Consider the following 24,560-nt stretch of genomic DNA (forward strand, 5'->3'; position numbering starts at 1 on the left):
ACCGGCAGTCTCTCGGCAGCCCTCTCAGTGTTGAGTCATGGGGCTCTCCCCCCTTTTGCCACACAGTTGTCCTCGCCGGGCGTAGGGTAAGGGTGGCCCCGCCGGGCCATGGCCGGGGGAAGTGAGAGAGGCATGCTCCTTCGAGGACTGCTCAGCGGCATCGCAGCGGCCATCCTGGCCCTGGCGCTCACGGTGGCGATAGCCCTGGTCACCATCACCACCCAGATGGAGAAGAACAACCGGCAGCTCTTGCTGGCCGTGGAGAGCATCCACACGGCGGAGCAGATCGAGATCCATCTCCTGCGCCACAGCCGCGAACACCGGCTGCTGGAGTCCACGAACGACCCGCACCACGACGACGGCATGCACGCGGAAGAGGAGAAGCTCCGGCAACAGCTGAGCCAGGCCGGCCAGTACGTCGGGAGCCCCGAGGAAGCCCACATCCTGGAGGACCTCAGGCGGCATGCCGAGGAGTACCTGGCACACGGCAAGGACGCGAAGGCTCCTGGCCAGGGGGACGTTGGGGATGACTCTACGCTCATCCAACCGGCGCTGGAGGACTCGGAGCAGCTCGTGAAAATCAACCTCGACGAAGCCGCCGCGGTGACGACGGAGACACGGCGGTGGGAGCAGGTGGCCAACCTCCTGGCCGCCACCGTGAGCACGGCGCTGCTCGCCGGCATCGTCATGGCCCTCTGGAGCATCCGCCGTTATCTGTACCGCCCCCTCCTGTTCATCCGCGATGGGCTGGTGCGCTTCCGTCCGGGGGCCTCCGGGGTGGTGGTGCCCGAGGCGGGCCCTGGGGAGCTGCGGGAGATCGCGCATGAGTTCAACGTCATGGCCGCACGGCTCGAGCGCCAGCGCGAGGTGCAGCTGCGCTTCATCGCGGGCGTGGCGCACGATCTGCGCAACCCCCTGAGCGCGCTCAAGCTGAACGCCTCCTTGGTGCGCCCGGACCGCCCCCTGCCTCCTGAAGAGAAGGTGCGCGAGCGCTTTGCTCTCGTGGTCCGCCAGGTGGAGCGGATCGAGCAGATGGTCGAGGATCTGCTCGACACCGCTCGAATCGAAGCGGGCAAGCTGGAGTTGCGCCTGACGGAGCACGATCTGCGAGGGCTGCTCCGCGAGGCCGTGGCGCTCCACGAGGAGACGTCGGCCGAGCACGAGCTGGTGCTCCACGTACCGGACGAGCCGGTGCTGGTGCGCGGTGATGCCACGCGCCTCTCGCAGGTGCTCAACAACCTGCTGAGCAACGCCATCAAGTACTCGCCCCGGGGCGGCCAGGTGCGCGTCGAGCTGACCCTCACCTCCGACGACGCCTGGGTGGCGGTGACGGACCCGGGAGTGGGCATCCCCGCCGCGGAGCTCGAGAGCATCTTCGAGCCCTTCCGGCGCAGCACCACCACCCGCGACACCATTCCCGGCGTGGGCCTGGGGCTGTCCGTGGGCCGCCGGATCATCGAGGCCCACGGCGGCCACATCCACGCGGAGAGCCAGGAGGGAACGGGCACCACCTTCCGCTTCCGCGTGCCCCGCGCGCCCCGGCCCCCAGGTTGATTCCTGGAGTGAGATGACTACAGCCCGGTGACGAGGCGGTGTGCTATATCGCGGCCATGAAACGAACCATCGTCGTGTGTGGCCATGGGCCTGGAATTTCGGATGCAGTGGCTCGCAGGTTTGGCAAGGAAGGGTTCGCCGTCGCGTTGGTCGCCCGCAATGCGGAGCGGCTGAAGGCCGCGGCCGAGAAGCTCTCGGGCACGGGGATCACCGCGAAGGCTTTCGCGTGCAACCTGGGCGATCCCAAGGCGGTGCGCTCGCTCATCCGCGACGTGCGCACGTCGCTCGGGCCCATCGCGGTCATTCACTGGAACGCGTACACCCCCGGAGCGGGCGATCTGACGACCGCGCCCGTCGAGGAGCTGCACGCACCGATCGACGTGTCGGTGTTCGGCCTGGTGGCCGCGGTGCAGGAGTCGCTGCCCGATCTGAAGAATGAGAAGGGCTCGGTGCTCATTACGGGCGGAGGCCTCGCGTTCTATGATCCGAAGGTCGACGCGACGGCGGTCCAGTGGAATGCCATGGGGCTGGCGATCGGCAAGGCCGCGCAGCACAAGACCGCGGGGATCCTGCACCAGAAGCTCAAGGGCGACGGCGTCTACGTCGGCGAGGTCGTCGTGCTCGGGCAGGTGAAGGGCACGGCGTTCGACTCCGGCCATGCCACGCTCGAGGCGTCGGCCATCGCCGAGAAGTTCTGGGAGCTGACCCAGCGCCGCTCGGAAGCCACGGTCAACTTCTCGTAGAGGCTCCACGCGGGCGGGGGTGGCTCGCGGGCCTACCGCGTCACTCCCGCGGCGACCGCCGCGTTGAACGGAGGCGTGTCTGCCTCCCGCGCGGCGGAGGCTGCCGAGCCACCCGCGCGGGTGAAGTTCACACCGCGCCGGCCCACGATGTCATGCACGAGCACGGGCGCGCCCGCGGCGCTCAGCAGGCGCTCTCCGGCGGAGCGGCACTCGAACTCCATGACGACGCGCATGCGCAGCCTGTCGCTGATCAGGATCTCGTCGCGCCGGGCCACTCCCAACAGCCGCGAGGCGTTCTCCACCGCCTCCCCGACCAGCGTGTAGTCCAGGCGCCCCAGCTCCGGGCCTCCCAGGCCTCCCAGGACTACCTCGCCCGAGTCCAGCGCCAGGCCCACGCCGTGCGTCCTCGCGGCGGCCTCCTCCCCACGGGCAGCCATCGCCCGGAGCTGCTCCCGGGCCGCCAGGCACGCATCCACCGCATGGCGCAGGTGATCCTGGCCGCGGAACATCAACCGCACCGAGTCCCCCAGGAAGCGGTCCACCATGCCACCGCGCGAGAGGAACTCGGGGACGAGCCCCTGGAAGTGCTCGTTCAACCGCTGGATGACGGCATCGGGCGTGTGCTGGCGCACCACGGGGGTGAAGTCCTGGAGGCGCAGCAGGACGACCGTGGACTCCATCTTCTCCCCGGCCAGCGCGCCGGGCCCCTGCGCCAGGGGCCGCAGGCGCTCCAGGACGGTGCTCTGCACGAACATGCGCAGCAGCGCGTTCTCCTCGATGGAGTGCATCATCTGCCGCGCCTCGGCCACGTGCTTGAGCGTCTTGTTCAGCGTGGCCTCGAGATCCTGGAGATCGAGCGGCTTGGTGAGGAAGTCGTACGCGCCGCGGTTCATCGCGGTGCGGATGTTGGTCATGTCGCTGTAGGCCGAGACGATGATCACCTTGGCCAGCGGGTTCACCTCGCCCACCCGGCTCAGGAACGAGAGCCCATCCATGCGCGGCATGTTGATGTCGGTGAGGATGACGTCGATGTCCGGGTTCTGGCGCAGCTTCTCCAGCGCGTCCTCGCCATCCGAGGCGAAGGTGAACGCGTAGATCTTGTCGCGGATCTGCCGGCGGAAGGCCTGGGATAGCAGCGTCTCCACATCCGGCTCATCGTCCACCACGAGGATCCGCGCCGCCTGGGTGCGGGGCGTCTGGACGATCGCCGCGAAGGAGGCGGCCAGCTCCTGCGCGGACTGGAAGCGCTGGGAGGGATCCGGGTGCAGGGCCTTGAAGAAGAAGCGATCCAGCTCCGGGCCCAGCTCGGGCAGCAGCGTGGAGGGCCGGGTGTCCGGCGGGTGGAAGGAGCCGTTGAGCAGCTCGCCCACGGCTTCCAGCTTGAAGGGGAACTGGCCGGTGAGCGCCCGGAAGAGCACCACCGAGATGGACCAGAGATCGCTGCGGTGATCCAGGTTGGTGTCCCCGCGGATCTGCTCGGGGCTCATGTAGCGCAGCGTCCCCACCATCCCGTCCATGGACTCGGGGGTCACCTCCGAGGAGGTGCGCGACTGCTGCCGCACCAGCCCGAAGTCGAGGATCTTCACCACCTCCTGGCCGTCCACCCGGGACACGAAGAGGTTGGCCGGCTTGAGATCGCGGTGGACGATGCCCACGGTGTGCGCGGCCGTCAGCCCACGGGCGATCTGGGTGAACAGCCCCGCGAGCTGGGCGGGCGGCAGCCGGGCTCGGCGCGTGAGGCGGGCCTCGAGGTCCTCTCCCTCGAGCAGCTCCATGACGAGGTAGGGCTCGTCTCCGTCCAGGCCGAAGTCATGAATCTGCACGACGTTCGGGTGGTGGAGCTGGGCGATCGCCTTCGCCTCTTTCTCGAACTGGTGCCGGGCCCCATCGGACGAGAGGCGCTGGGACGTGGTGAGCTTGATGGCGACGCGGCGATGGAGGTGGGGATCGAACGCCTGCCAGATGGCACCCATGCCACCGCCAGCGAGCCTGCGTTCGAGCACGTACCTGCCCCCAACCTGGCGTCCCATGAAGCGATCACCCGTGCAAGCGCCGGAAGTAGGACCCGGCAGTGAGGTGGAATTGCTGCCCCCTAACGAGACGGTCATATCACCAGCGCTCGCTCGCCGCGCCGGGTGGCTCCTCACCCGGAGGGGCAACTCCACTCGGGACCTGTTGCCCATGACGCATTGCATCCATGCACTTCGGGGTAGAAAGGGTGCACGCCGGACCAACCTGGAGGGTCTCTTCGATGGCCACGCCTCGCCTGCGCCGCGCCCTGCTCACGGGGCTGGGAGCGCTGCTGCTGCTGGTAACCACGGTGGCCGGAGTGGGCTGTCACGCCTTCTCCGCGCCCGTCTACCGAGGCCCCAAGTCGGACCACTTCGACGGCGAGCGGTTCCACAACCTGGAGCCCCGGCACACGCGCATGAGCTTCCTCGAGTGGCAGATGAACCGGGAGCGAGGCCCCTGGGCGGATTGGACGGAGGCGCCTCCCGGGCCTCCCCCGCCCCGGCGTGTGGCTCGCGGGGAGGTGCGCGTCACGTTCATCAACCACGCCACCACGCTGCTGCAGCTGGACGGCGTGAACGTGCTGACGGATCCGATCTGGTCGGAGCGCTGCAGCCCGGTGTCCTTCGCGGGCCCCAAGCGCGTGCGTCCGCCGGGGATCCGCTTCGAGGATCTACCGCCGATCGACGCGGTGATCCTCAGCCACAACCACTACGATCACATGGACGTGCCGACGCTGAAGCGGCTGGTGGCGCAGTTCCCCAACGCGCGCTTCTTCGCGGGGCTGGGCAACAAGGCGTTCCTGGAGTCCAAGGGGATCTCCCCCGTCACGGAGCTGGACTGGTGGCAGGAGGCGCGGCTCACCCCGGAGGTGAAGCTGGTGAGCACGCCCTCGCAGCACTTCTCGAACCGGGGGCTGGATGATGGCAACGGGACGCTGTGGACCAGCTACGTGCTCCAGGGCCCCTCGGGCGTGACGTTCTTCGCGGGAGACACTGGCTACGGCCAGCAGTTCCGCAAGGTGCGCGAGCGCTTCGGCCCGGTGCGGCTGGCGGTGCTGCCGATCGGTGCCTACAAGCCCGCGGCCTTCATGGAGGTCATCCACGTGTCGCCTGGGGAGGCGGTGCAGGCCAGCGTGGACCTGGAGGCGAAGGTGAGCGTGCCCATGCACTACGGCACCTTCAACCTGGGCGATGACGGGCAGGAGGAGCCCGTCACCGAGCTGCGGAAGGCGATCGACGCCCGGCCCGAGGAGCGCAAGCCTCAGTGGTGGGTGCTGGGCTTCGGCGAGGGCCGGAACGTGCCCTGAGAGAGGAACGAGCCTCGGTCACAGGGCCGGTCAGGGGAAGCAACGCCGAGAGGACTTGCTCCAAGGTGCCGGAGACGGGGCGCACCTCCACGGCGATGCAGCTCAGGCCTTCGCGTCGAGCCGCTGCGGCGGCTCTCCGCTCGCGTGCTGCGCGCCGTTGCTGGACCCGTTGCCGCCGGCCGGCTTGTCCTCCACCTTGTCGACCGCGTGCTTCTCCAGCATGGCCTTGGAGAGCGCGTGCTCGTCCGCGGCGCGGCGGGCCTCGCGCTCCTTGTAGCGGCGGATGGCCGGGGCCATGATCTCACCCATCAGCGTGCGGTAGTCCATGCCCGCGCCCTGGGCGATCAGCACCAAGTCACTCCAGCCCGGCGTGAGTCCAGGCAGCGGGTTGCACTCGATGAAGTAGATGCGCCCCTTGTCGTCCATGCGGAAGTCGATGCGCGCCACGTCGCGGCACCCCAGCGCCATGAACGAGCCACGCGCCGCCGCGCGCAGCTTCTCCAGCAGCGCCGGCTCCAGCTTCGCGGGCGCGTCGTACCGGATGCGATCGTTCCAGTCGAGCTTGTGCTGGAAGCTGTAGACCGGCGTCTTCTCCTCCTTGTCCAGGAAGACGATCTCCATGGGCGGTAGCACGCGCGGGCGGCGCTCGCCGAGCAGGCCCACCGTGAACTCGCGCCCGCCGATGTACTCCTCGATCAGCGCCGGCTGCTGGTACTTGCCCACCAGCTCCTTCACCACCTCGCGCAGCTCCGCCTCGGTGTTGCAGACGCTCTTGCTCACCACGCCCTTCGAGGAGCCCTCCGCCACCGGCTTCACGATCAGCGGGAAGGTGGTGAACTCCTTGTTGAGCCGCTCCTTGCCCGTGAGCATGAGCTGGAAGGTGGGCGTGTGGATGCCCGCCTGGCGGACGATCTTCTTCGCCAGCGCCTTGTCCAGCGCGAGCGAGAGCGTGGCCGGATCGCTTCCCGTGTACGGGATGTCCAAGAGCTCCAGCATCGCCGGCACCTGGCTCTCGCGGTTGCGGCCCTTGAAGCCCTCGGCGATGTTGAAGACGATGTCCACCGGCGTGGTGGCCAGCACCGTGGGCAGCTCCTGGTTGGCCTCGAGATCGATCACCTCGTGGCCCCACGAGGCAATGGCCTCGCGGATGGCCTGGAGCGTGGCCGGCGAATCGTACTCGGCCTCGCTGTCCTCCGAGGCGTCCGCCGTGGGCTTCACGCGCTTGACGTTGTAGGTGAAGCCCACGCGCAGCGGGCCGCTCTTGCGCGCCGGCTTGCCCTGGCGCCGCGCCGAGTCCTTGATCTTGTTCCGCTTGGCCGCGCCCTGGATGATGCTGCCAATCACCCCATCCAGGTGCAGCCCCTCCAGCTCCGCCGAGGCGTAGATGCCGGCGCCCGGCTCCAGGCTGGGCAGCGCGTTGATCTCCAGGAAGTACGGCACGCCCGCGTCGCTGAGGCGGAAGTCGATCCGGCCCAGATCCCGGCAGTCCAGCACCCGGAAGATCTTCTGCGCCATCTCGCGCATGTCCTCCGCCGTCTTCGCGGGGACATTGGCCGGAGCCTTCACGCTCACGGCCTTGTAGTTCTTCACCTTCAGATCGTAGTCGTAGATCGGGTACCTGCGGCCCGCAGTGGCGGCCGGATCGATCACGTACTCCACCGGGGTGAGCACGCCGTCGTAGTCGTTGTCCACGGCGGCCAGGAACGGCACCGTCACATCCCGCCCGCCGATGTACTCCTCCACCAGCACGCCGGCCGGGTACTTGGAGAGCGCCTGCGCCACCTTGGCGCGCACCTCATCCAACGTCTCGGCGATGGAGTCCTGGGTGATGCCCTTGGAGGAGCCCTCGAAGTTCGGCTTGACGATGACGGGGAAGCGCAGGTTCTCCGCCGTCAGCTCGCTGAGCTTCTCCACGTACTGCCAGCCCGGCGTGCGGATGCCGTGCTTGGAGAGGATCAGCTTGGTGAGCTGCTTGTCCAGGGTGATGGCCAGCGCGTACGCGTCGCTGCCCGTGTACGGGAAGCCCAGCTCGTCGAAGAGGGCCGGGAAGAAGGCCTCGCGGAAGCGGCCGCGGCGCCCCTCGGCGGTGTTGAAGATCAGCTCCGGGCTGTAGGCCTCCAGCCGCGCCACGGTGCGCGAGGCCGGGCCGCTCACCTCGAAGCGCTCCAGCCGGTGGCCGAGCCGCTCGATGGCGGCGGCCAGGGCGTTGACCGTCTCCTGGGTGTCGAACTCCGCCTCCTCTTCCGAGTCGGAGAGCCTGAGGTTGTACGTCAACGCGATACGCACGGCTTCCCCCTTCTCGCTTTCCTCAGCGAGCGGTCGCGGCGAGTCTTGGCCGCGGACAACAGTCGTCCCGGGGCGCGCTCATGCGCCACGGGGGTACGGGCGCCAACAGTCGCGCCCGCCACAACCTTTCCATCCACCACCTGCGTCTGGGCCCACATATCCCCGAGCCGCCAACCAAGCGGATCCTTGAGGACCCTCCAGCCCTCCAGCCCGCCGATGACGAGCAGCCCGGCCGCGCCCGCCACCAGGCCCAGGCCCTCGGGCATCATCCCCAGCAGAATGATCAGGGCCAGCGGCGCATTGCGCAGCGCGCTGTCCCGGTGGCGCGCCGCCGAGTGCGTGGGCAGGTACATCACCTTCACGCCGAAGATGCGCTTGCCCACGCTCTGGCCCTGGAGCATGCCGTCCGCCAGCAGCAGGAAGAGCAGCGCCACCACGGAGCCGGCGGCGCCGCACACCACCCACAGGCCCCACGCCACGGCCACGTCCACCAGCCGCGCGCCCAGGCGCAGCAGCAGCGAGGCCTTGGGGTAGGGAGAGCTGGCCATGGCATCGCCCTCGTGGACCAGGCGCAGCACGCGCTCGGTCCGAGGAGTGGCCATCCAGGGCCGTTCGGGGGCGGGGCTCACTCCTCGGGCTCCAGCGTGAGGCCCTTCTCGAGGGTCTCGGGCTCGTCCAGGCCCGCGAGCTGGGCCAGCCGCTCGTAGGCGCTGATGGGAGGGCGCTGGCCCGGGCCGGTCCGCTTCTCGTGCACCCGAGCGTGGTCCGCCATCAGCTCCGCCGTGGGCGAGCCCGTCTCGGACAGGCGCATCAGCCGCTCCCGAGCCGCCTCGGCGTCATGCTCGTGCGCCTCGCCCTCGCGGGTGAAGAAGACGAAGGCCATGGCGGGACGCTTGGAGGCCTCGCGCATGGCGAACTGCACCCCATCCAGGTTCCAGCCCTTGGCGATCCACTCGTTGAGGGTGCGCTCCAGCGAGCCCTCATCCACCGTGGACAGCTCCACCACTTTGTACTGCAAGGGACCCGGCGCGCGGACAACCGGGGTGTGACCCGATCCGGGGCGCTTGCCGGCTCGACGGGGGGAACGTTCGGGCGGAGGTTTCGCCGCCTTGCGTTTGGGGCGCTTCTTCTTCGTGGCCATGGCCGTAGCGCTCACTTTGCGCGCAGTCCCGGTGAGGATCAAGCGGCCCGGAAAACTTCTCGGGCTGCCTGTCGGCTAGAGGAGCTTGGACGCCTCCAGCGCGTGGTAGGTGATGATGAGATCCGCCCCGGCGCGCTTGATGGAGGTGAGGATCTCCATCATCACGCGATCGCCATCCACCCAGTTGTTCTGGGCGGCGGCCTTCACCATGGCGTACTCGCCGGACACGTTGTAGGCCACCACGGGCAGCTCGAAGCGCTCCTTCACCCGGTGGATGATGTCCAGGTACGAGAGCGCGGGCTTGACCATGATCATGTCGGCGCCCTCGTCCACGTCCAGGGCCACCTCCTTGAGGGCCTCGCGCGCATTGCCCGGATCCATCTGGTAGCCGCGGCGATCGCCGAACTGGGGCGCGCTCTGGGCGGCCTCGCGGAACGGGCCGTAGAAGCCGGAGGCGTACTTGGCGGCGTAGGCGAGGATGGGCGTGTCCACCAGGCGGGACTCGTCCAGGGCCTTGCGGATGGCGGTGACGCGGCCGTCCATCATGTCCGAGGGGGCGATGATGTCCGCGCCGGCCTGGGCGCAGGTGACGGCCATCTGCGCCAGCAGCGGCAGGGTGGCGTCATTGGCCACGTGCCCGCCCTCGAGCACGCCGCAGTGGCCGTGATCCGTGTACTCGCACAGGCACACGTCCGCCATGACTTGCAGCTCGGGGACGGCCTCCTTGATGGCGCGGATGGCGCGCTGGACGATGCCGTCTCGCGCGTACGCCTGCGTGCCCCGATCGTCCTTGTGATCCGGGATGCCGAAGAGGATGACGGAGGGCACCCCGAGCGCCTTGGCCTGCTTTGCCTCGGCCACCGCGTGCTCGATGGAGAGGTTGAAGATGCCCGGCATGGAGCCGATGGGACGGCGCACGTCCCGGCCCTCCACGACGAAGAGCGGATAGATGAAGTCAGAGGGAGCCAGCGTCGTCTCCCGGACCATGTCCCGGAGGACGGGGGAGCGACGCAGGCGGCGAGGACGGTGAATGGGGAAGGCCATGGGCGCAGGTTAAACCGTCGCCGGGCTCTCATTCAGCCCTCAAGTGGATCCAAGGCCCTGCCGGGCAGGCGACGAGGCGACCTGTGTCGCACCCGCTCCCCCACCCGGGGCCTCATTCCAAGGGCTTCAGTGCCAGGTTCGCCGGAGCGACTCGCGGGAGGCGCTCTCGGCGCGCTGCTCGGCAAGCTCCGCCTCGTGCAGGGCGCGGGCATAGCGGCTGTAGGCGGCCTCGGTCCCTTCCTTGAGCCCCTCCTGCGCCGCCGTAAGCTCCCGGCGGGCCTGCATCAGTTCCTTCGTCACGGCCTCGGTCCACGTCATTGAGTTCGTTCCTCCTTCCCCTGGCCCCTTGCACAGAGCGGACCAGGGGTAAGCATGGGTGAAAGGCTCGAAAAGTGGAGCTTTCACGCCGCAAGTGAACGCCCGTGCGGCGAACGAGCCTTCCCAGGAGCGCCAACCGCCCCGCGCGAGCAGGCCCAAGGCGCGCCCGCTCGCCCGCCACCCCTCCCGGGAGGGCAATCGGCGCCCCGCCTCATCGTCTAGAGTGGCGACCGTGTCAGCGATCGAAGTCAGTGGGCTCCGCAAAACCTACCGGCGCGCCTTCCGGCGGACGGGCAATGACGCCTTGCGCGGCGTGGATCTCTCCGTGCCCGAGGGCAGCGCCTTTGGCCTGATTGGCCCCAACGGCGCGGGGAAGACGACGTTCATCAAGGCCATCCTCGGCATCGTCCAGCCCACGGGGGGCACGGTGAAGGTGCTGGGAGGCTCGCCCGAGGATCCCCGCATCCGCGCGCGCATCGGCTACCTGCCCGAGCGCCTGCACCTGCCCAGCTCGTGGACGGCCGTGGCGTTTCTCCACACCGTGGCGAAGCTCAAGGGCCTGCGGCCGGATGAGGCCGGGAACCTGCGCTTGCTGGAGCGCGTGGGGCTGACGCAGGCGGCGGGCCGGCGCATCGGGGGCTACTCCAAGGGCATGCGCCAGCGGCTCGGGCTGGCGGCGGCGCTGGTCGGCTCCCCTTCCCTGCTCGTGCTGGACGAGCCCACCGACGGCATCGATCCCATCGGCCGCGTGGAGGTGCGAGCGATTCTCCAGGAAGAGGTCCGGCGCGGCACCACGCTGTTCCTCAACTCCCACCTGCTGGCGGAGACCGAGCGCGTGTGTGATCGCGTGGCCATCCTCGCGGACGGGCGCGTGCTGCGCGAGGGCCGGCTGGAGGAGCTGTCCCGAGGCGGAGCGCGGTGGGCCGTGCGCTTCGCGCCGGGCGCGGATGCAAGCTCGCTCACGGCGGCGGGCTTCCAGGCGGGGAGCTCGGAGGGGCTCTTCCACGTGGAGGCGGCGGACGTGGCGGCGCTGAACGCGGCGCTGGACAAGGCGCGAGCGGCGGGAGCCCTGCTGGTGGAGCTCAAGCGGGACGGACAGGATCTGGAGGCCGTGCTCGCCTCCACCGTGGGGGTGGCGGCATGAGGCCCGTGCTCGGAATCGCGGGGTACGTGCTGCGCGAGGCGGCGTCGCGCAAGTTCATCCTGGCCTTCGTGATTGGCATCACGCTGGTGCTGATCGTCCTCTCCGCGAGCCTGAAGCTGGAGGTCCTGGACGGGGCGCTGGCGGCCACGCGGCTGTTTGGCAAGGTCGTACCGACGAATATCGTCGCGGTGGACGTGGCGCTGCGGCCGCTGTTCCAGGCGTGCTCGTACGTCGTCTTCTATGGAGGCATCCTCTTCGGGATCGTCGCCTGCTCGGACTTCGCGCCGAGCCTCCTGTCTCCGGGCCGGATCGAACACCTGCTCGCCCTGCCCCTCCAGCGCTGGCACATCCTGGCGGGCACCTTCCTGGGCGTCATGGCGCTGGCGCTGGGCGGAGCGCTCTACGGCTCGGTGGGGCTGCTGCTCATCTTCGGGGTGAAGACGGGGTTCTGGACGGCGGGCCCGCTGATCGCGGCGCTGCTGGCCTGCGGGAGCTTCGCGGCGGTGTACGCGGTGATGCTCACCACGGCCACGCTGGTGCGCAGCGCCTCGCTGTGCGCGGCGGCGGGCTTCCTGATCTTCGTGGGAGGCATCATCGCGGGCTACCGCGCCTCCATCTCCCAGGTCTTCGAGGAGGGGCTGAGCCGGCAGGCCTTCCGCGCGGTGACGCTGCTGCTGCCCCGGCTGTCGGCGCTGGCGGACGCGTCCGCGGATCTGGCGGCCTCTCAGCCGCTGGAGGTGAAGTCCCTGGAGACGCTGCTGGCGGGAGTGGTGGTGTTCGGCCTGGGCGTGCTCGCGGTGGGCCTCTGGCGCTTCGAAGGGAAGGACTACTGATGAACCGACGGCGTGGCATGTGGCTCGCCCTGGCGGTGGTGCTGCTGGCGGTGGGCGCTGGGCTGATGCTCACCGGACAGGGCGAGGAGCCCGCTCCCCCGCCGCGCAAGGAGGTGGAGTTCCCTCGCATGCGCCGGGATGACTGGAAGCGCGTCGAGCAGCGGCGCACGCAAGTGATGCCGGCGCTCGTGCCGGATGCGGGGGTGGCGGCGGCCCCGCCCTCGCCCCCGAGGGATCCCGTGCTCGCGGCGCTGCCTCGGGGCAAGGGCCACTCCGCGGTGGTCATCGAGGCCAACGCCCTGCGCTACTCCCCCATCGGCGAGCTGCTGCTGGACTGCATGATGCGAGACGGAGGCAAGAAGCTGGACGAGTTCCGCAAGGCCAGCGGAGTGGATCCGCTGAAGGATCTGGATCGGCTGGTCATCACGGACAAGGGCGTGGTGTTCTCGGGAGACTTCAGCAAGGCCCGCTTCCAGGAGATGTTCCAGGAGCGAGTGGCCTCGGACTACGGCCCGGGCGCCCGGGTCTACGAGCCGGGCGATGTGATCGTCACCCTGGAGGACGGAGGCGTGAGGCGCGGCCGGGACACCTCGGCGTTCGGCACCTGGAACAATCAGCTGCTGGTGGTGGGGGACACCCCGGACTCCGTGAAGGAGGTGCTCGACCGGGTGCAGGGCGGTGGCTCCAACGAGCCGCCCGTCATCTCCGAGGGCAGCACCTACGGAGAGATGTACGGGGTGCTGTCCGTGGAGGAGCTCGCTCGGATGCTGCCCCCGGACCAGGGGGAGCTGGCGCAGCGGCTGAGGGAGGTGGCCAGCAACGTGGAGCTGCACCTGGATGCGAGCTCGGACGTGGCGATGGTGGCGCAGATCCAGGGCTCGGACGAGTCGCAGGTGACGGATCTGGGCAAGTCGCTGGGCGCGGCGCTATCGTTGGCCCGGCTGAAGGCGCAGGCGGACGGCAACAAGGAGCTGGCGCAGATGCTGGACTTCGCGAAGGTCCGTCCGCGCGGCTCGCAGTTCAACCTGGAGCTGGCCGTGCCGATCGAGGTCCTCAAGGAGCGCCTCTCGTTCTGCCGGGACGAGCGCAAGGCCACGGAGAACAAGAGCCCGGAGGTGCAGCCATGAAGCGCTCGGAGATGGTGGCGCTCGTCGACATGGATGGGCCCGAGTACATCCAGCGCTGGCTCACCTGGCGGCCGAGGGGGCTGGTGATCACCCCCGCGCAGCTGTGGGAGCCGAAGCCGCAGCCGACGCCGGAGGATGCAGCGTCTGAGTCCGAAGGTTGAAGTCCGCATGCCTCTGTCCACCTTGTGCCAGCGATGCGGGCTGTGCTGCGACGGGAACCTGTTCTCGACCGTGCCGCTGCGCCAGACCGAGGTGGCGGCCATGGAGCGCCTGCGGCTGGCGGTGATCAAGCGAGAGAACGGCACCTCGCCCGGGTTCACGCAGCGCTGCACGGCGCTGGAGGGCCGGTGCTGCACGGTGTACGCGGAGCGCCCCGAGGCCTGCCGCCGCTACCGCTGCCTCCTGCTGACAGCCCTGGCCGAGGGCGAGGTATCGCTGGAAGACGCGCTCAAGGTGGTGGACGAGGCGCACGAGCGCATCCGGGCCGTGGAGGAAGCGCTCCCCCCGGCCCGTGCGAATTCTCCCCGCGCCGTGCTGCAACGCGCGCACCAGGAGGATCAACCCGAGAACGGCGGTCCTCTGCCGCCACCCACCCGAGAGACCTGGCTCCAGACGGAGAGCTATCTCGATCGCCACTTCCGCGGGCGCCACCGCCGCTGAGCGCTCGGGTTAGTGCTCTTTGGGTTGGAAGCCTGGAACCCAATCTGATAGGTTACCCTTGCTATGCGGAATTGCCTACCCTCTCCGGCTGCGCTGCTTGTCGCCCTCGTGGCTTCCGTCGTCACCGCCAACGAAGCCAATGTCGTTGAGAGAACCATCAACCTCTCCGAGCACCCTGCCGAGACAGCGAATCGGATCTACGTCGCCGGTCGCATCGCTACTGTCCTCCGCTTCGAGAAACAGGTTGATCCAGCGCGGACGAGGATGCTCGGCTGGGAAGGTTGGTTCGAACCCCTCTTGGTGGGAGGCAAGAAGGTGGTGGTGGAGCCGCTGCGGGATATCGAGCCCGGTGATCGCTTCATGCTCCTAGTGACGCTGACGGACAACACAGAGATCCCCTTTGTCGTGACGTCGCGGGAGCAGCCCCTTGACGGTCGGCGTGAGGCGGATCAACAGGTCAACGTGTTCCGCAATCTGGAGTCGGTGAGCGCTGTGCAGGCTTCCCTCTATGAATCGCTCAAGCGCGAGCGGGAGCTTCGGGAGAAGGTCGGGCACTACGAGCAAGAGGATTCCATTGATCACGCACTCGCGGCGCTCCTGTCGAAAGGCGCGACGCAGCAGACCACCTTCCGTGCACATGACAAGTGGGTCCTCAACGATGGGGATACCGAGTTCGTGGTCCGCACCTTCACGGGCAAGGGAAAAGCAGGGGTCCTCTTTACGATCAGGAATCAAAACGGAGAGCATGCCTGGAAGATGAAGATGGCCCGCCTGTACACAGCACATGGCTGGAAGGATCGGCAGGTCGCCGTCCGCTCAGACCACGAATCGATCGCCACAGGAACGACGGGAAATATTGCCGTCGTTGTGGACAAGAGTGCCTTCGTGGAGGGAGACGGGGTAGAGCAACTCCTTCTAGAGATCTACCGGATCGATGGGTTCCGACAGGCCGTCGTTCTGCTGGATCCGAGCCTTATCCGTGAGTAAGAGCGCCGGTCATGTCCTCGCCTAAGACGCTCCTTCTTGTCTCTGCCATCCTACTCAGCACGGTCGTCGGATGCGCGACAACCCCCGGTAACGTACCGCTGCGACCGGATGGGAGCCCGGGACCGGAGGAATGCTCGGAGAAAGCGCTCGAAACGATGCGGATTCTTCGGATGCGCGTCGGTGACGCTGCGGACGTGGAACTCGACGCGAACCAGATCGACGCGCGACCCATCGTGCTTTTTGATGGCCCGGTCGAAAGCTACCTGGACGGCTCTCTTGGCAATCTCGAAGCCGGGACACGCTTGTACGGGCGGATATGGACCGGGGGGCATCAAGTTGTGGTCCGGTACTACGAGGCGCGACCAGTCGACGGCGACACGGTGAAGATCTGCGCGGTGGCCCGGCTTGGGAAGGGCCAACTCAGGAAGCGCCCGGACTCGAAGCCCGGAACGGCTGTCCTCGACTACTCTGGCGCATCGGCGTTCGTCGTTGACGCGTTCCGGTGACCCTCAAGGCTTTGCGTACGGTGTGGACTCTCGCCTCCCGGGCCTTGACCAACTCATCGCCACCTGCCAACGGCTTCAACTTGCCTTCAAGCTCTCCCCTCCTGTGGCATCACCTCCCAAGTCTGGAGAGTCCGTCTTCGGTGAACCCTTCGATCCTCTGCTCGCAGCGGTCTACCAACGTCTGGGCGCCGCCGAATTCGGTCCTCTCAGTCTCTACGGGCCCACTTCCGAGCGAGCAGGCCTCATCCCTCGAAACGAGTGGCTGAGGACATACGACGGGGTGCACCTCCGCTCTTCGCTCGTTTTCGGCTGGGAAGCGGGCTTTGCCTACTACTACGGCACTGTACCTGGACTTGCGGACTCCCGAGGCATTCAGCCTGTCATCTACATTGATGACTATGAGGCCAATACGCTGTTCCCATCGCCTCCAGCGTCGACCGATTCTTCGATATCTACTCCCACTACCTGGAGCTCATGGTCGTGGACCCCGAGTACATCTCTCAGGGTGTCACGGTCCTCAACTTCCCGTGGTCCATGACATCGCTCATCGCTCGGGATGAGCCTCTCATGGAGCAGGTCCTTGCTGCCCGCTTCGATGTTCTAACCAACAACTACCGAGATGCACTCGACTGGCTCCTGCAGTTACGAGCCATCCGCCCCTGACCCACGTCGGAGCCGAGACGTTCTGTAGGCTGGCGCCCGGCACCTCCCCCTGTTGCTGTAGTACCTGCTGCTCGTCCGGCAACACGCATGCCTCCCCAAGGTGGGCTCCTGCCCGCTCCATGTCCATCTTTGTGTTCGGGACACGAGCGCTCGCCGCACAGCCAGCGCGTCAGCAGGGGAACGATGGATGGGCACCGTCGAGGATGAAATCAAGCCGCTCGGAGAAGCCTCCTCGCAGACCGCGATCGAGCAACTCCTTCCGTTCGAGCGCCTCCTGAGCGAGATCTCAGCGGGTCTCATCCTCGCATCTCCGGCCACCGTTCAGCAGCACCTCCGGGCAGGTCTCCGCCGGCTCGCGGAGTTCTTCGACGTCGATCGAACCGTGCTCTGGGAGCAATCCGCCGACCACCAAGAGCTTCTCGAGCGCGAGAGCTATACGCGCCCAGGCACTCGGCTGGACCTACGGGAGGGGCCCGCGCGCATGAACCTCCCCTGGTGGCGCCTGCGCATGCTGCGCGGAGAGCTCATCCGCTTCAGCACGCTCACCGACCTTCCCCCCGAGGCCAGCCACGTCAGGGCCTTTGCCGAGCGCGTGGGGCTCCGCTCGTACCTGTCGGTGCCGATCTCGATTCAAAGTAAGCACCGCCACCACCTCGTGCTCGCGTCGTTCCGTCAGGAGCGCGTCTGGCCCGATGCCCTCATCCCTCGCCTGCGCCTGCTCGGCGAGATGTTCGCGGGGGCCCTGGAGCGAGTCCGGATCGAGCAGGCACTGCGTCAGAGCGAGCTGCGCTACCGTGAGGTCTTCGAGCTGACCTCCGACTGCATCTTCCTCCTCGACGTGACGCCCGATCTCCGGTTCGTTGTCACCCGGTTCAATCCGGCCGAGGAGCAGACCGTCGGGCTGTACGGTGTCGAGGGGAGATTCCTGGACGAGCTCCTCCCGCAGTCGCTCACCCGCACCCTCTATGCGAACTTCCGCCGCTGCATCGAGAGCGGAGCGTCCTTCTCCTATGAGGAAGCGCTCCCGCTGCCCATCGGCGTCCGCTACTTCCATACGACGCTCATCCCGGTGAAGGACGCCACGGGGCGCACCCACCGCATCGTCGGCATCGCACACCACATCACCGAACGCGTGGAGGCGGAGCAGACCGCCCACCTGCTGGCCGACGCCAGCCGCATCCTCGCGGAGTCGCTGGACTACCAGACCACGCTCGCCCAGGTGGCCCGCCTCGCCGTGCCCGTCCTGGCTGACTGGTGCGTCGTCGACATCCTGGAGCACGGCACATGCCACCGTATCGCGGGCGCGCATGTGGACCCCTCGAAGGAGCTGCTGCTCCAGGTGCTCGCCGAGCGCTACCCGGTGGACGCGGTTGCGTCCCAGCCGGCGAGCCAGGTCCTTCGCACGGGCCAGGCGCTCCTGCTGGCCAACACCCCCGAGGACGTGCTCCGGGCCCACACCCGCGACGCGGCGCACGCGACCCTCATCCGCATGCTGGGCTGCCTCTCCCTCATGGCCGTGCCGCTCATGGCCCGCGGACGCATGCTCGGCGTGCTGACGCTCGTCTCATCACAGCCGGGGAGGCACTATGGCCCCACCGCGCTGCACCATGCCCAGGATCTGGCGCACCGGATTGGGCTTGCCCTGGACAATGCGCGGCTCTACCGCGAAGCCCAGGAGTCCATTCGCCTGCGGGATGAGTTCCTCTCCATCGCGTCCCACGAGCTCCGCACTCCCATTACGTCGCTCAACCTCGCCACTCAGGCGCTGCTCGACCCGCAGCTCCAGCCGTCCCCGGAGAAACTGCATCGCACGCTGCGGCTCGTGCGGCGGCAGATCGATCGGCTCACCCGCCTGATCGAGGAGATCCTGACCGTCTCCAGGATCCAAGGGGAACACCTGGAGCTGCACCGAGAGGAGGTTGATCTCATCTCGGTGGTGCGAGCGGTCGTGGCCCGCCTCGAAGGGGATCTGGCACGCGCCGGTTGCGAGCTCCAGCTCAGGCTGGATACCGCCGGTCCAGTCATCGGCCGCTGGGATCGAAGCAGGCTCGACGAAGTGGTGACGAACCTGCTCACCAACGCCATCAAGTTCGGCGCGGGCAAGTTGATCACGCTGGAGCTCGAAGCAGTGGGCGACGTGGCGAGGTTGATCGTCTCCGACCGGGGCATCGGCATCGCGCCTGAGAGGCTCCCCCACATCTTCGAGCGCTTTGAGCGCGCGGTCTCCAGCAAGCACTATGGAGGGCTGGGGCTGGGCCTCTATATCGTTCGAGAGATCGTGGAGGCACTCGGCGGCTCCGTGCGGGCCGAGAGCTACCTGGGCTTCGGCTCCACCTTCACGGTCGAGCTGCCCCTCCGCCCCTGGGAACAAGCAGGCCCCCATCACGCTGACGTCCACTGAGCCCGCTGAGTTCGTAGAGGTGGAGTACCTCCGCCACTTCGAGTTGCCCCCCCGTGGGCTCGTGAATTCACACGCTGTCTCCTGAGCCGTCTCTATGGCGAGGCGCTGGCACGAACAACGTGCGCACACCGCGCACGGCGCAAGGCCACTGCCTCCTCACACACAGCCCTCATGACCCAGGCTGGGACCAGCCTCTGGAGACCCCCATGCGCCACGTATTCACAAAAGGCAACGCGCTTACCTTCGTGAAGATCAAGCGGAAGACGATGCTCATCAAGCCCACCGACAAGTACGGACATTGGTGGATCGAGCTCAACCTCTCGAATGGCTCGCAGGAGAGCTACGGGTGGTGGCCCAAGCACCAGGTCACGAAGGAGAGCACCATCGCCGGCGTAGAGGGCGAGCTCAATGGCATCTCGAGCTTCCATGGCACCAGCTCTCGGGATCCTCACCACGGGGAGGCGGCCGACATCGAGTTCATCCCTGTCACGGCGTACGACACGACCGAGGAGGACATCGCCCATTCCATCCGCAAGTTCGCCCAGGAGTACAACGGCCAGTGGAAGTGGGTCTTCGGCAAGGGGCAGAACTGCCACTCCTTCCAGCGGGAGCTGATGGCCGCGGTGGGGCTGACGGACGAGCGGCCCATCACGGAGAAGGTGAAGGGCAACTGCATCGTCCAGTAACTCTCGCCGTGGGCGGGCTCAAGTCCCGCTCCTCCCAGAAGGACTGAGCTGCGGAGACGAAGCTTCGGAGCCCGGCTAGAATGCCGCGCTATGCCGGCCGCCACTCCCCTGTCGCACTCCTCCCGGATGTTGCAGGAGTACCTGGAGCAGGACGTCATCCCCCGCGAGGCGTCCATCGCGCGCTTCCTGTGCGGGCTGGGGATCATCAGCTGCGGGGCGTCCCTGCTGCTCTGGCCTGTGATTGGCCAGGGCCTCTCGCTGAGCATGGCGGGGCTGCTCGTCGTCCTGTCCGGCTACTTCTGGCTGCGGCTGCGGTTGTTGACCCGCGGCCGCTTCTCCCCAGCCATGCAGTGGGTGGACAGCGCCATCACGGTGTCCGTCCCCGCGATGGCCACCGCCATCGAGGTGAACTTCCATGGCTCCGTGTACGCGCTCACCTCGCCGCCGCTGGTCGCCTGGGGCGCGCTCATCGTGGTGTGCGCGCTCCGGGCGGGCAAACGGCTGGCGTACTTCGCCGCGGCGTTGGCGGGGATCGAATACTTCGTCATGTACCTGCTGCTCATGCGGCCGGGGCTGCCTGCCGCTCCCCTGCTCAACCTGACGATTCCGATGATGCTGGTGCGCTGCCTGTTCCTCTTCGCCTATGGGCCGCTGACGGCGACGTTGGCCAGCATCATCGTGAGCAAGGCCGAGGCGGCGCTGCGCGCCATCCGCGAGAACGATGTGATGGGCAAATACTTCCTCCACGAGCGGCTGGGCGTGGGGGGCATGGCCGAGGTGTTCCGGGCCACCTACAGCCCCGAGGGCGGCTTCGAGAAGCAGGTGGCCGTCAAGCGCATCCTCCCGGCCTACGCGGATGACGAGCAGTTCCTCTCCATGTTCCGGCGCGAGGCGGAGCTGGGCTCGCTGCTCATCCACCCCAACATCGTCCAGGTGCTGGACATGGGGAGCTATCGCAACACCGTCTTCCTGGCCATGGAGTACGTGCAGGGCCTGCCCCTGAACCGGCTGCTGCGGCAGTTGCCCACGCACCGGCTGCCCCCGGCGGTGGTGGCCTATCTCGGCGCGGAGCTCGCCTCGGCGCTCGCGTACATGCACGCGCGCACGAACTCTCGCGGCGAGCCGCTGGGGCTGGTGCATCGAGATCTCAACCCGCCCAACATCCTGCTGTCGCGCCTGGGCGAGGTGAAGCTGACGGACTTCGGGATCGCCCGCGCGGCCAACCGAGTCTCCTTCACCCATGTCCAGACGGTGCGCGGCAAGGCCGGCTACATGGCGCCCGAGCAGATCCAAGGCTACGAGGTGGACGGCCGGGTGGACCTGTTCGCGCTGGGTCTCACCCTGCACGAGGCGCTCACCGGGCAGCCGGCCCTGAAAGGGGACAACAACGAAGCGCTGATGGTGGCCGCCTGCGAGCAGAAGCTGCTGCCGCCCTCCCACTTCGTCGAGGGCCTCTCGCCCGAGCTGGACGCCATCATCATGGGGCTGTTGCAGAAAGAGCGGGCCCGGCGCACGCCCTCGGGCGAGGTGCTCCAGCGGCAGTTGCTGGCGCTCACCGGAGCGGAGGCGCCGCTGCCCCACGGCCGGCGGCAGTTGATCGAGCTGCTGGGCCAGGTGTCACCCCAGCCGTCTCCGGCCCTGGCGCCCTCTCTTGGCCTGGGCACGGACGAAAAAACCGCGCCGGTGGAGCGCCCCAGCACGGGTTAGTCCTCCTCGACGTGGGCTCCTGGAGTCCCAGGGGGTATGAACGGGCCGCCCTACCTGATAAGTTGGTGGTATGCGTCCGGATTGCTTACCCATTGGAGAGGTCCCCCCCTTGGGCGTCGTGCCTCGCCGGATGATCGCTCAGGTCATCCGCCCCTCGCGCTTCGGTGAGCCGCGAGCGGCCTTCCAGATGGAGGAGTTGGAGGTTCCCCCGCTGGGCCCGAAGGATGTGCTCGTCTTCGTGATGGCGGCTGGCATCAACTACAACAACGTGTGGGCCGCCTACGGCAAGCCGGTGGATCCGTGCAAGCTGCACGCGCGCTACGGGGAGCCCTCGGACTTCCACGTGGGCGGCTCGGACGCCAGCGGCATCGTCTACGCGGTGGGCGAGAAGGTCTCCCGCGTGCGCGTGGGCGATCACGTGGTGGTCCACTGCGGCCGCTGGGACGCGGACGCGCCGGAGCTCGCCGAGGGCCTGGATCCCACCTTCCACTCCTCGTTCCACATCTGGGGCTATGAGTCCAACTGGGGCTCCTTCGCCCAGTTCACGCGGGTGCAGGAATTGCAATGCCTGCCCAAGTGGCCGCACCTGACGTGGGAGGAGGCGGCAGCGCCGACGCTGGTGGGCGCCACGGCCTACCGGATGCTCCACGGCTGGGCGCCCCACACGCTGAAGAAGGGCGAGCCCGTGCTCATCTGGGGCGGCGCTGGGGGGCTGGGGAGCATCGCCATCCAGCTGGCGGTGCTCGCGGGGGCTCGGCCCGTGGCGGTGGTGTCCAGCGAAGAGCGCGCCCGGTTCTGCAGGCAGCTCGGCGCGGTGGGCATCATCAACCGCCGCAACTTCGATCACTGGGGCCAGCTGCCGCACTGGACGGACACCGCGGCGTACGACGCGTGGATGGAGGGCGCCAAGGCATTCGGCAAGGCCTTCTGGGACGCGCTCGGAGAGAAGCGCAACCCCACCCTCGTCTTCGAGCACCCGGGCGAGAGCACCACCCCCACCAGCATCTTCCTCTGCCAGACGGGAGGCATGGTCGTCACCTGCGCCGGCACCAGCGGCTACAACGCGACGGTGGACCTGCGCTACCTGTGGATGAGACAGAAGCGCTTCCAGGGCTCGCACTTCGCCAACTTGGAGCAGGCGTCCGCCTTCAATGCGTTGCTGCGGGATGGGCGGCTGTCCCCGTGCCTGTCGCGCACGTTCCCGTTCAGCGAGCTGGGCGAGGCGCATCAGCTCATGAGCGAGAACAAGCACCCGGATGGCAACATGGCCATCCTCGTGGGCGCGCCGCTCCCGGGTCTCAAGGACGGTCCTTCATAGGAGGTCCGGTCGACCGGACTCCCGAGGGACTCCAAAAGTCTTACCGATAAGACTTACGAAAGTCTTACCGGTAAGACTTCCGTAGAGGGGCTCGCTGAGCCTTCCAGATTCTGGAGGCTCTCTTGTAAAATCAGCCACTTGCAGATTCAAAGAAAACCGGATTGGGTTCCGTACCTTCTGGCACCCTCTGCCCCAAGGCCTTGCATGAAGAGCCCTCAGGTCCCTGCGCTGCACCCGGCCTTGCTGCCAGGCCTGATGCGTTGTCGCGGATTCGGAATTGAAGAAGGGCCGTCAGGTCGCGGGGTTGCGCGCGCAGAAGCGTGACCGGATTCGTACACCCCCCGACGGGTGCTCCAAATGATCGCCTGCCTGGTGGGTAGGTTGTGCTCGAAACTGCTCCCGTGGCCAGAAGCGGAGGGATGGGGCCGGCGAGCCCCATCCCCCCTATGCCTCTTTCCGCGAGCAGAGCGGACAGGGGCGCGAAGGAGTCGAGCATGGGTGGACTTCGAGGACAACAGCGGCGGCTGCTGAGGCAGGCATGTGTGCCCTGGGATGAACGGGTGAAGGACCCGCGCAAGGCCCGGGGCACCCGCCATGGGCATCTGGGACTGCTGGGGCTGGTAGTGGCGGCCTTCGCGGTGGGCAAGAAGGGGCTGAAGCAGTCCGCGCACCTGGCTGGGGACGTAGGGGCCCGGACGAGAAAGCGGCTGGGCTTGCCGCAGTCGGTGGTGGGCTCGACGCTCTGGCGGTTGCTGGAGAAACAGCCGCCGGACGGCCTGCGCGAGACGTTGCGGGCCCAGGCGCTGGCGGTGGTGGAGGACCCGAATACCCCCCGCCTGCCTTTTCCCCTGGGCGTGGTGAGCCTGGATGGCAAGAGCCTGTGGACCACGCACCAAGCAGAGGTGGAGGGGCTGGAGGCTGTCGCCAATGATGAAGAGGGCCGTGCGCTCTGGAGGCTGGGCGCGCTGCGGGCTGTGCTCACCAGCGCGCTGGCCGCGCCCTGCCTCGACCTGGAGTTCATCAGCGCCAAGGAGGGCGAGTCTCCGGCCTTCCGACAGCTTTTTCCCCGAGTGGTACAGGCCTATGGCGAGCACTTCGGGGTGGTGACGGGGGACGCGGGACTGACGGCTGCGTCCAATGCCAGCCTGGTGCGACAGATGGGCAAGCACTACTGCTTCGGGCTGAAGGCCAATCAGCCCACCCTCCATGAGTACGCGGTGAAGGCCATCGCCGCCAAGCAGTGCCCACCTCGAGCGCGCACCCAGGAGCGAGCGCACGGGGAGAGTGTGGTGCGCGAGCTGTGGACGCACGCGCTGGCGCCCGGCGAGGTGGACTTCCCCGGCGCGCGCTTGCTGCTGCTGGTACGCCAGCAACACGGCAAGGAGGATGGCAGCTTCAAGGAGGAGTACCGCTACTTCGTCACCTCTCTGGACACCACCGTCTTCAACTTCCAGCAACTGCTGCGGCTGGTGCGGGTGCACTGGGGCATCGAGAACCGTCACCACTGGACGCTCGACGTGGTGCTGGGCGAGGACGCGCGCCAGCCCTGCCGCCCGACGCGCACGGCCCTGGAGGTGGTGGCTTGGCTGCGGGCCCTGGCCTTCAACCTGCTGTCCTGCTGGAGAGCGCTTCTGCCTCCTGAAGGCCGCCACCTCGTGGAGTGGGCACGCGCGTGCGAGCTGCTTCGCGACACCCTCGTCCATGGTCGCAGGCAGGAGACGCGCCTCATTCCCGCATAAGGGCTCGCCGGCCCTCCCTCCGCTTCGAGCCGCCACAGGCCTCTATACCCACGGCTCTCAGCCGAAGGGCGGAGCTTTGCCGCACCGTGCCGCGCTCTCACGAGGCTGCCTCGCCCAATCGCTCACACCCGAGAACGCATCAGACCTGGGATACCGGCCTCGAACCCATTCAGAAACATCGCCGAAGTGGGTGCCGTAGAACTTGTCCGCGATGTCGATGGGGGTCTGCTCCCCGGCCACAACCGCTTTGGCGGTGAAGCAAAGCAGCAGAACGCTGCCCGCAGCCGCAACCACCGCCCCACCTGTGACCAGGGCTTCTCCTGCCGCAGCGCCAGTGCCTGCTCCTGCCGCGGTCGTGCCGCCTTGCGGCACCGGGCGGAGCAT

At 67.9% G+C, this 24,560-nt stretch carries 22 protein-coding genes; 15 read left to right on the forward strand and 7 right to left on the reverse strand.

Annotated features, from left to right (window positions below; all coding sequences use genetic code 11):
* Window positions 1-132 precede the first annotated feature (132 nt).
* Together ACJ8AT_RS21820 and ACJ8AT_RS21825 are read left to right on the forward strand one after the other, a co-directional pair.
* Window positions 133-1,554, forward strand: a complete 1,422-nt coding sequence (locus ACJ8AT_RS21820) for an ATP-binding protein (RefSeq protein WP_407739726.1) — start codon at window positions 133-135, stop codon at window positions 1,552-1,554.
* Window positions 1,555-1,610: 56 nt separating this feature from the next.
* Window positions 1,611-2,297: an SDR family NAD(P)-dependent oxidoreductase gene (locus ACJ8AT_RS21825; RefSeq protein ID WP_407739727.1), complete on the forward strand. Its 687-nt coding sequence runs from the start codon at window positions 1,611-1,613 to the stop codon at window positions 2,295-2,297.
* A 32-nt stretch (window positions 2,298-2,329) separates the two neighbouring features.
* Here ACJ8AT_RS21825 and ACJ8AT_RS21830 read toward each other — a convergent pair whose 3' ends face one another.
* Window positions 2,330-4,327 carry a protein kinase domain-containing protein gene (locus ACJ8AT_RS21830; RefSeq protein ID WP_407739728.1) on the reverse strand — a complete coding sequence of 666 codons (1,998 nt, stop codon included), beginning with the start codon at window positions 4,325-4,327 and terminating at the stop codon, window positions 2,330-2,332.
* Window positions 4,328-4,548: 221 nt separating this feature from the next.
* Here ACJ8AT_RS21830 and ACJ8AT_RS21835 point away from each other — a divergent pair, with 221 nt between their 5' ends.
* Complete coding sequence (locus ACJ8AT_RS21835; RefSeq protein ID WP_407739729.1) at window positions 4,549-5,616, forward strand: MBL fold metallo-hydrolase; 1,068 nt, start codon at window positions 4,549-4,551, stop codon at window positions 5,614-5,616.
* 102 nt (window positions 5,617-5,718) lie between these two features.
* Here ACJ8AT_RS21835 and ACJ8AT_RS21840 read toward each other — a convergent pair whose 3' ends face one another.
* From ACJ8AT_RS21840 to ACJ8AT_RS21860, 5 genes are all read right to left on the reverse strand, one after another.
* Window positions 5,719-7,902, reverse strand: coding sequence for an ATP-grasp domain-containing protein (locus ACJ8AT_RS21840; protein WP_407739730.1), 2,184 nt, complete (start codon window positions 7,900-7,902; stop codon window positions 5,719-5,721).
* Entirely contained in the window at window positions 7,887-8,504 is a 618-nt protein-coding gene (locus tag ACJ8AT_RS21845; protein ID WP_407739731.1) for an RDD family protein, read from the reverse strand. Before ACJ8AT_RS21845 ends, ACJ8AT_RS21840 begins: the two co-directional genes overlap by 16 nt.
* A 23-nt stretch (window positions 8,505-8,527) precedes the next feature.
* Window positions 8,528-8,920: a hypothetical protein gene (locus tag ACJ8AT_RS21850; protein WP_407739732.1), complete on the reverse strand. Its 393-nt coding sequence runs from the start codon at window positions 8,918-8,920 to the stop codon at window positions 8,528-8,530.
* Between the two features lie 198 nt (window positions 8,921-9,118).
* Complete coding sequence (gene hemB, locus ACJ8AT_RS21855; RefSeq protein ID WP_407739733.1) at window positions 9,119-10,087, reverse strand: porphobilinogen synthase; 969 nt, start codon at window positions 10,085-10,087, stop codon at window positions 9,119-9,121.
* 126 nt (window positions 10,088-10,213) lie between these two features.
* Complete coding sequence (locus tag ACJ8AT_RS21860) at window positions 10,214-10,405, reverse strand: hypothetical protein (RefSeq protein WP_407739734.1); 192 nt, start codon at window positions 10,403-10,405, stop codon at window positions 10,214-10,216.
* Window positions 10,406-10,637: 232 nt separating this feature from the next.
* Between ACJ8AT_RS21860 and ACJ8AT_RS21865 the strand changes: the two genes are divergently transcribed.
* The 12 genes from ACJ8AT_RS21865 (at window position 10,638) to ACJ8AT_RS21920 (ending at window position 24,176) form a co-directional block, all read left to right on the forward strand.
* The gene (locus tag ACJ8AT_RS21865; RefSeq protein WP_407739735.1) at window positions 10,638-11,549 is read left to right on the forward strand and encodes an ABC transporter ATP-binding protein; all 912 of its coding nucleotides are present in this window, start codon (window positions 10,638-10,640) and stop codon (window positions 11,547-11,549) included.
* Window positions 11,546-12,382 (forward strand): hypothetical protein, encoded by an 837-nt coding sequence (locus ACJ8AT_RS21870; RefSeq protein WP_407739736.1) that lies wholly within the window; start codon window positions 11,546-11,548, stop codon window positions 12,380-12,382. The genes ACJ8AT_RS21865 and ACJ8AT_RS21870 overlap by 4 nt, the downstream gene beginning before the upstream one ends.
* On the forward strand, window positions 12,382-13,509 hold the full coding sequence (locus tag ACJ8AT_RS21875; RefSeq protein WP_407739737.1) for a hypothetical protein: 1,128 nt from the start codon (window positions 12,382-12,384) through the stop codon (window positions 13,507-13,509). The genes ACJ8AT_RS21870 and ACJ8AT_RS21875 overlap by 1 nt, the downstream gene beginning before the upstream one ends.
* Window positions 13,506-13,670: a hypothetical protein gene (locus tag ACJ8AT_RS21880; RefSeq protein WP_407739738.1), complete on the forward strand. Its 165-nt coding sequence runs from the start codon at window positions 13,506-13,508 to the stop codon at window positions 13,668-13,670. Before ACJ8AT_RS21875 ends, ACJ8AT_RS21880 begins: the two co-directional genes overlap by 4 nt.
* A gap of 7 nt (window positions 13,671-13,677) precedes the next feature.
* Window positions 13,678-14,169: a YkgJ family cysteine cluster protein gene (locus tag ACJ8AT_RS21885; protein ID WP_407739739.1), complete on the forward strand. Its 492-nt coding sequence runs from the start codon at window positions 13,678-13,680 to the stop codon at window positions 14,167-14,169.
* A gap of 108 nt (window positions 14,170-14,277) precedes the next feature.
* Entirely contained in the window at window positions 14,278-15,156 is an 879-nt protein-coding gene (locus tag ACJ8AT_RS21890; RefSeq protein ID WP_407739740.1) for a DUF2381 family protein, read from the forward strand.
* Window positions 15,157-15,167: 11 nt separating this feature from the next.
* The gene (locus ACJ8AT_RS21895; protein WP_407739741.1) at window positions 15,168-15,662 is read left to right on the forward strand and encodes a serine/threonine protein kinase; all 495 of its coding nucleotides are present in this window, start codon (window positions 15,168-15,170) and stop codon (window positions 15,660-15,662) included.
* A gap of 850 nt (window positions 15,663-16,512) precedes the next feature.
* Window positions 16,513-18,726 carry an ATP-binding protein gene (locus ACJ8AT_RS21900; RefSeq protein WP_407739742.1) on the forward strand — a complete coding sequence of 738 codons (2,214 nt, stop codon included), beginning with the start codon at window positions 16,513-16,515 and terminating at the stop codon, window positions 18,724-18,726.
* A 206-nt stretch (window positions 18,727-18,932) separates the two neighbouring features.
* A complete protein-coding gene (locus tag ACJ8AT_RS21905) occupies window positions 18,933-19,412 on the forward strand; it encodes a hypothetical protein (protein WP_407739743.1) in 480 nt (159 codons plus the stop codon).
* Window positions 19,413-19,502: 90 nt separating this feature from the next.
* Window positions 19,503-21,119 (forward strand): serine/threonine-protein kinase, encoded by a 1,617-nt coding sequence (locus tag ACJ8AT_RS21910; RefSeq protein WP_407739744.1) that lies wholly within the window; start codon window positions 19,503-19,505, stop codon window positions 21,117-21,119.
* Between the two features lie 118 nt (window positions 21,120-21,237).
* Window positions 21,238-22,437, forward strand: coding sequence for a crotonyl-CoA carboxylase/reductase (gene ccrA, locus ACJ8AT_RS21915; protein ID WP_407739748.1), 1,200 nt, complete (start codon window positions 21,238-21,240; stop codon window positions 22,435-22,437).
* 494 nt (window positions 22,438-22,931) lie between these two features.
* The gene (locus tag ACJ8AT_RS21920; RefSeq protein ID WP_407739745.1) at window positions 22,932-24,176 is read left to right on the forward strand and encodes an ISAs1 family transposase; all 1,245 of its coding nucleotides are present in this window, start codon (window positions 22,932-22,934) and stop codon (window positions 24,174-24,176) included.
* Window positions 24,177-24,233: 57 nt separating this feature from the next.
* Here ACJ8AT_RS21920 and ACJ8AT_RS21925 read toward each other — a convergent pair.
* Window positions 24,234-24,560 (reverse strand): hypothetical protein (locus tag ACJ8AT_RS21925; protein ID WP_407739746.1); only part of this gene is annotated, 327 nt, incomplete at its 5' end.

Source organism: Hyalangium sp. (assembly GCF_045802625.1).
GTDB lineage: Bacteria > Myxococcota > Myxococcia > Myxococcales > Myxococcaceae > Hyalangium.

Bases quoted from the DNA above. Each gene is read 5' to 3' on its own strand.
- ACJ8AT_RS21820 (WP_407739726.1), top strand. From the start codon at position 133: ATGCTCCTTCGAGGACTGCTCAGCGGCATCGCAGCGGCCATCCTGGCC.
- ACJ8AT_RS21825 (WP_407739727.1), top strand. From the start codon at position 1,611: ATGAAACGAACCATCGTCGTGTGTGGCCATGGGCCTGGAATTTCGGAT.
- ACJ8AT_RS21830 (WP_407739728.1), bottom strand. From the start codon at position 4,327: ATGGGACGCCAGGTTGGGGGCAGGTACGTGCTCGAACGCAGGCTCGCT.
- ACJ8AT_RS21835 (WP_407739729.1), top strand. From the start codon at position 4,549: ATGGCCACGCCTCGCCTGCGCCGCGCCCTGCTCACGGGGCTGGGAGCG.
- ACJ8AT_RS21845 (WP_407739731.1), bottom strand. From the start codon at position 8,504: ATGGCCACTCCTCGGACCGAGCGCGTGCTGCGCCTGGTCCACGAGGGC.
- hemB (WP_407739733.1), bottom strand. From the start codon at position 10,087: ATGGCCTTCCCCATTCACCGTCCTCGCCGCCTGCGTCGCTCCCCCGTC.
- ACJ8AT_RS21860 (WP_407739734.1), bottom strand. From the start codon at position 10,405: ATGACGTGGACCGAGGCCGTGACGAAGGAACTGATGCAGGCCCGCCGG.
- ACJ8AT_RS21870 (WP_407739736.1), top strand. From the start codon at position 11,546: ATGAGGCCCGTGCTCGGAATCGCGGGGTACGTGCTGCGCGAGGCGGCG.
- ACJ8AT_RS21875 (WP_407739737.1), top strand. From the start codon at position 12,382: ATGAACCGACGGCGTGGCATGTGGCTCGCCCTGGCGGTGGTGCTGCTG.
- ACJ8AT_RS21880 (WP_407739738.1), top strand. From the start codon at position 13,506: ATGAAGCGCTCGGAGATGGTGGCGCTCGTCGACATGGATGGGCCCGAG.
- ACJ8AT_RS21885 (WP_407739739.1), top strand. From the start codon at position 13,678: ATGCCTCTGTCCACCTTGTGCCAGCGATGCGGGCTGTGCTGCGACGGG.
- ACJ8AT_RS21895 (WP_407739741.1), top strand. From the start codon at position 15,168: ATGTCCTCGCCTAAGACGCTCCTTCTTGTCTCTGCCATCCTACTCAGC.
- ACJ8AT_RS21900 (WP_407739742.1), top strand. From the start codon at position 16,513: ATGGGCACCGTCGAGGATGAAATCAAGCCGCTCGGAGAAGCCTCCTCG.
- ACJ8AT_RS21905 (WP_407739743.1), top strand. From the start codon at position 18,933: ATGCGCCACGTATTCACAAAAGGCAACGCGCTTACCTTCGTGAAGATC.
- ACJ8AT_RS21910 (WP_407739744.1), top strand. From the start codon at position 19,503: ATGCCGGCCGCCACTCCCCTGTCGCACTCCTCCCGGATGTTGCAGGAG.
- ACJ8AT_RS21920 (WP_407739745.1), top strand. From the start codon at position 22,932: ATGGGTGGACTTCGAGGACAACAGCGGCGGCTGCTGAGGCAGGCATGT.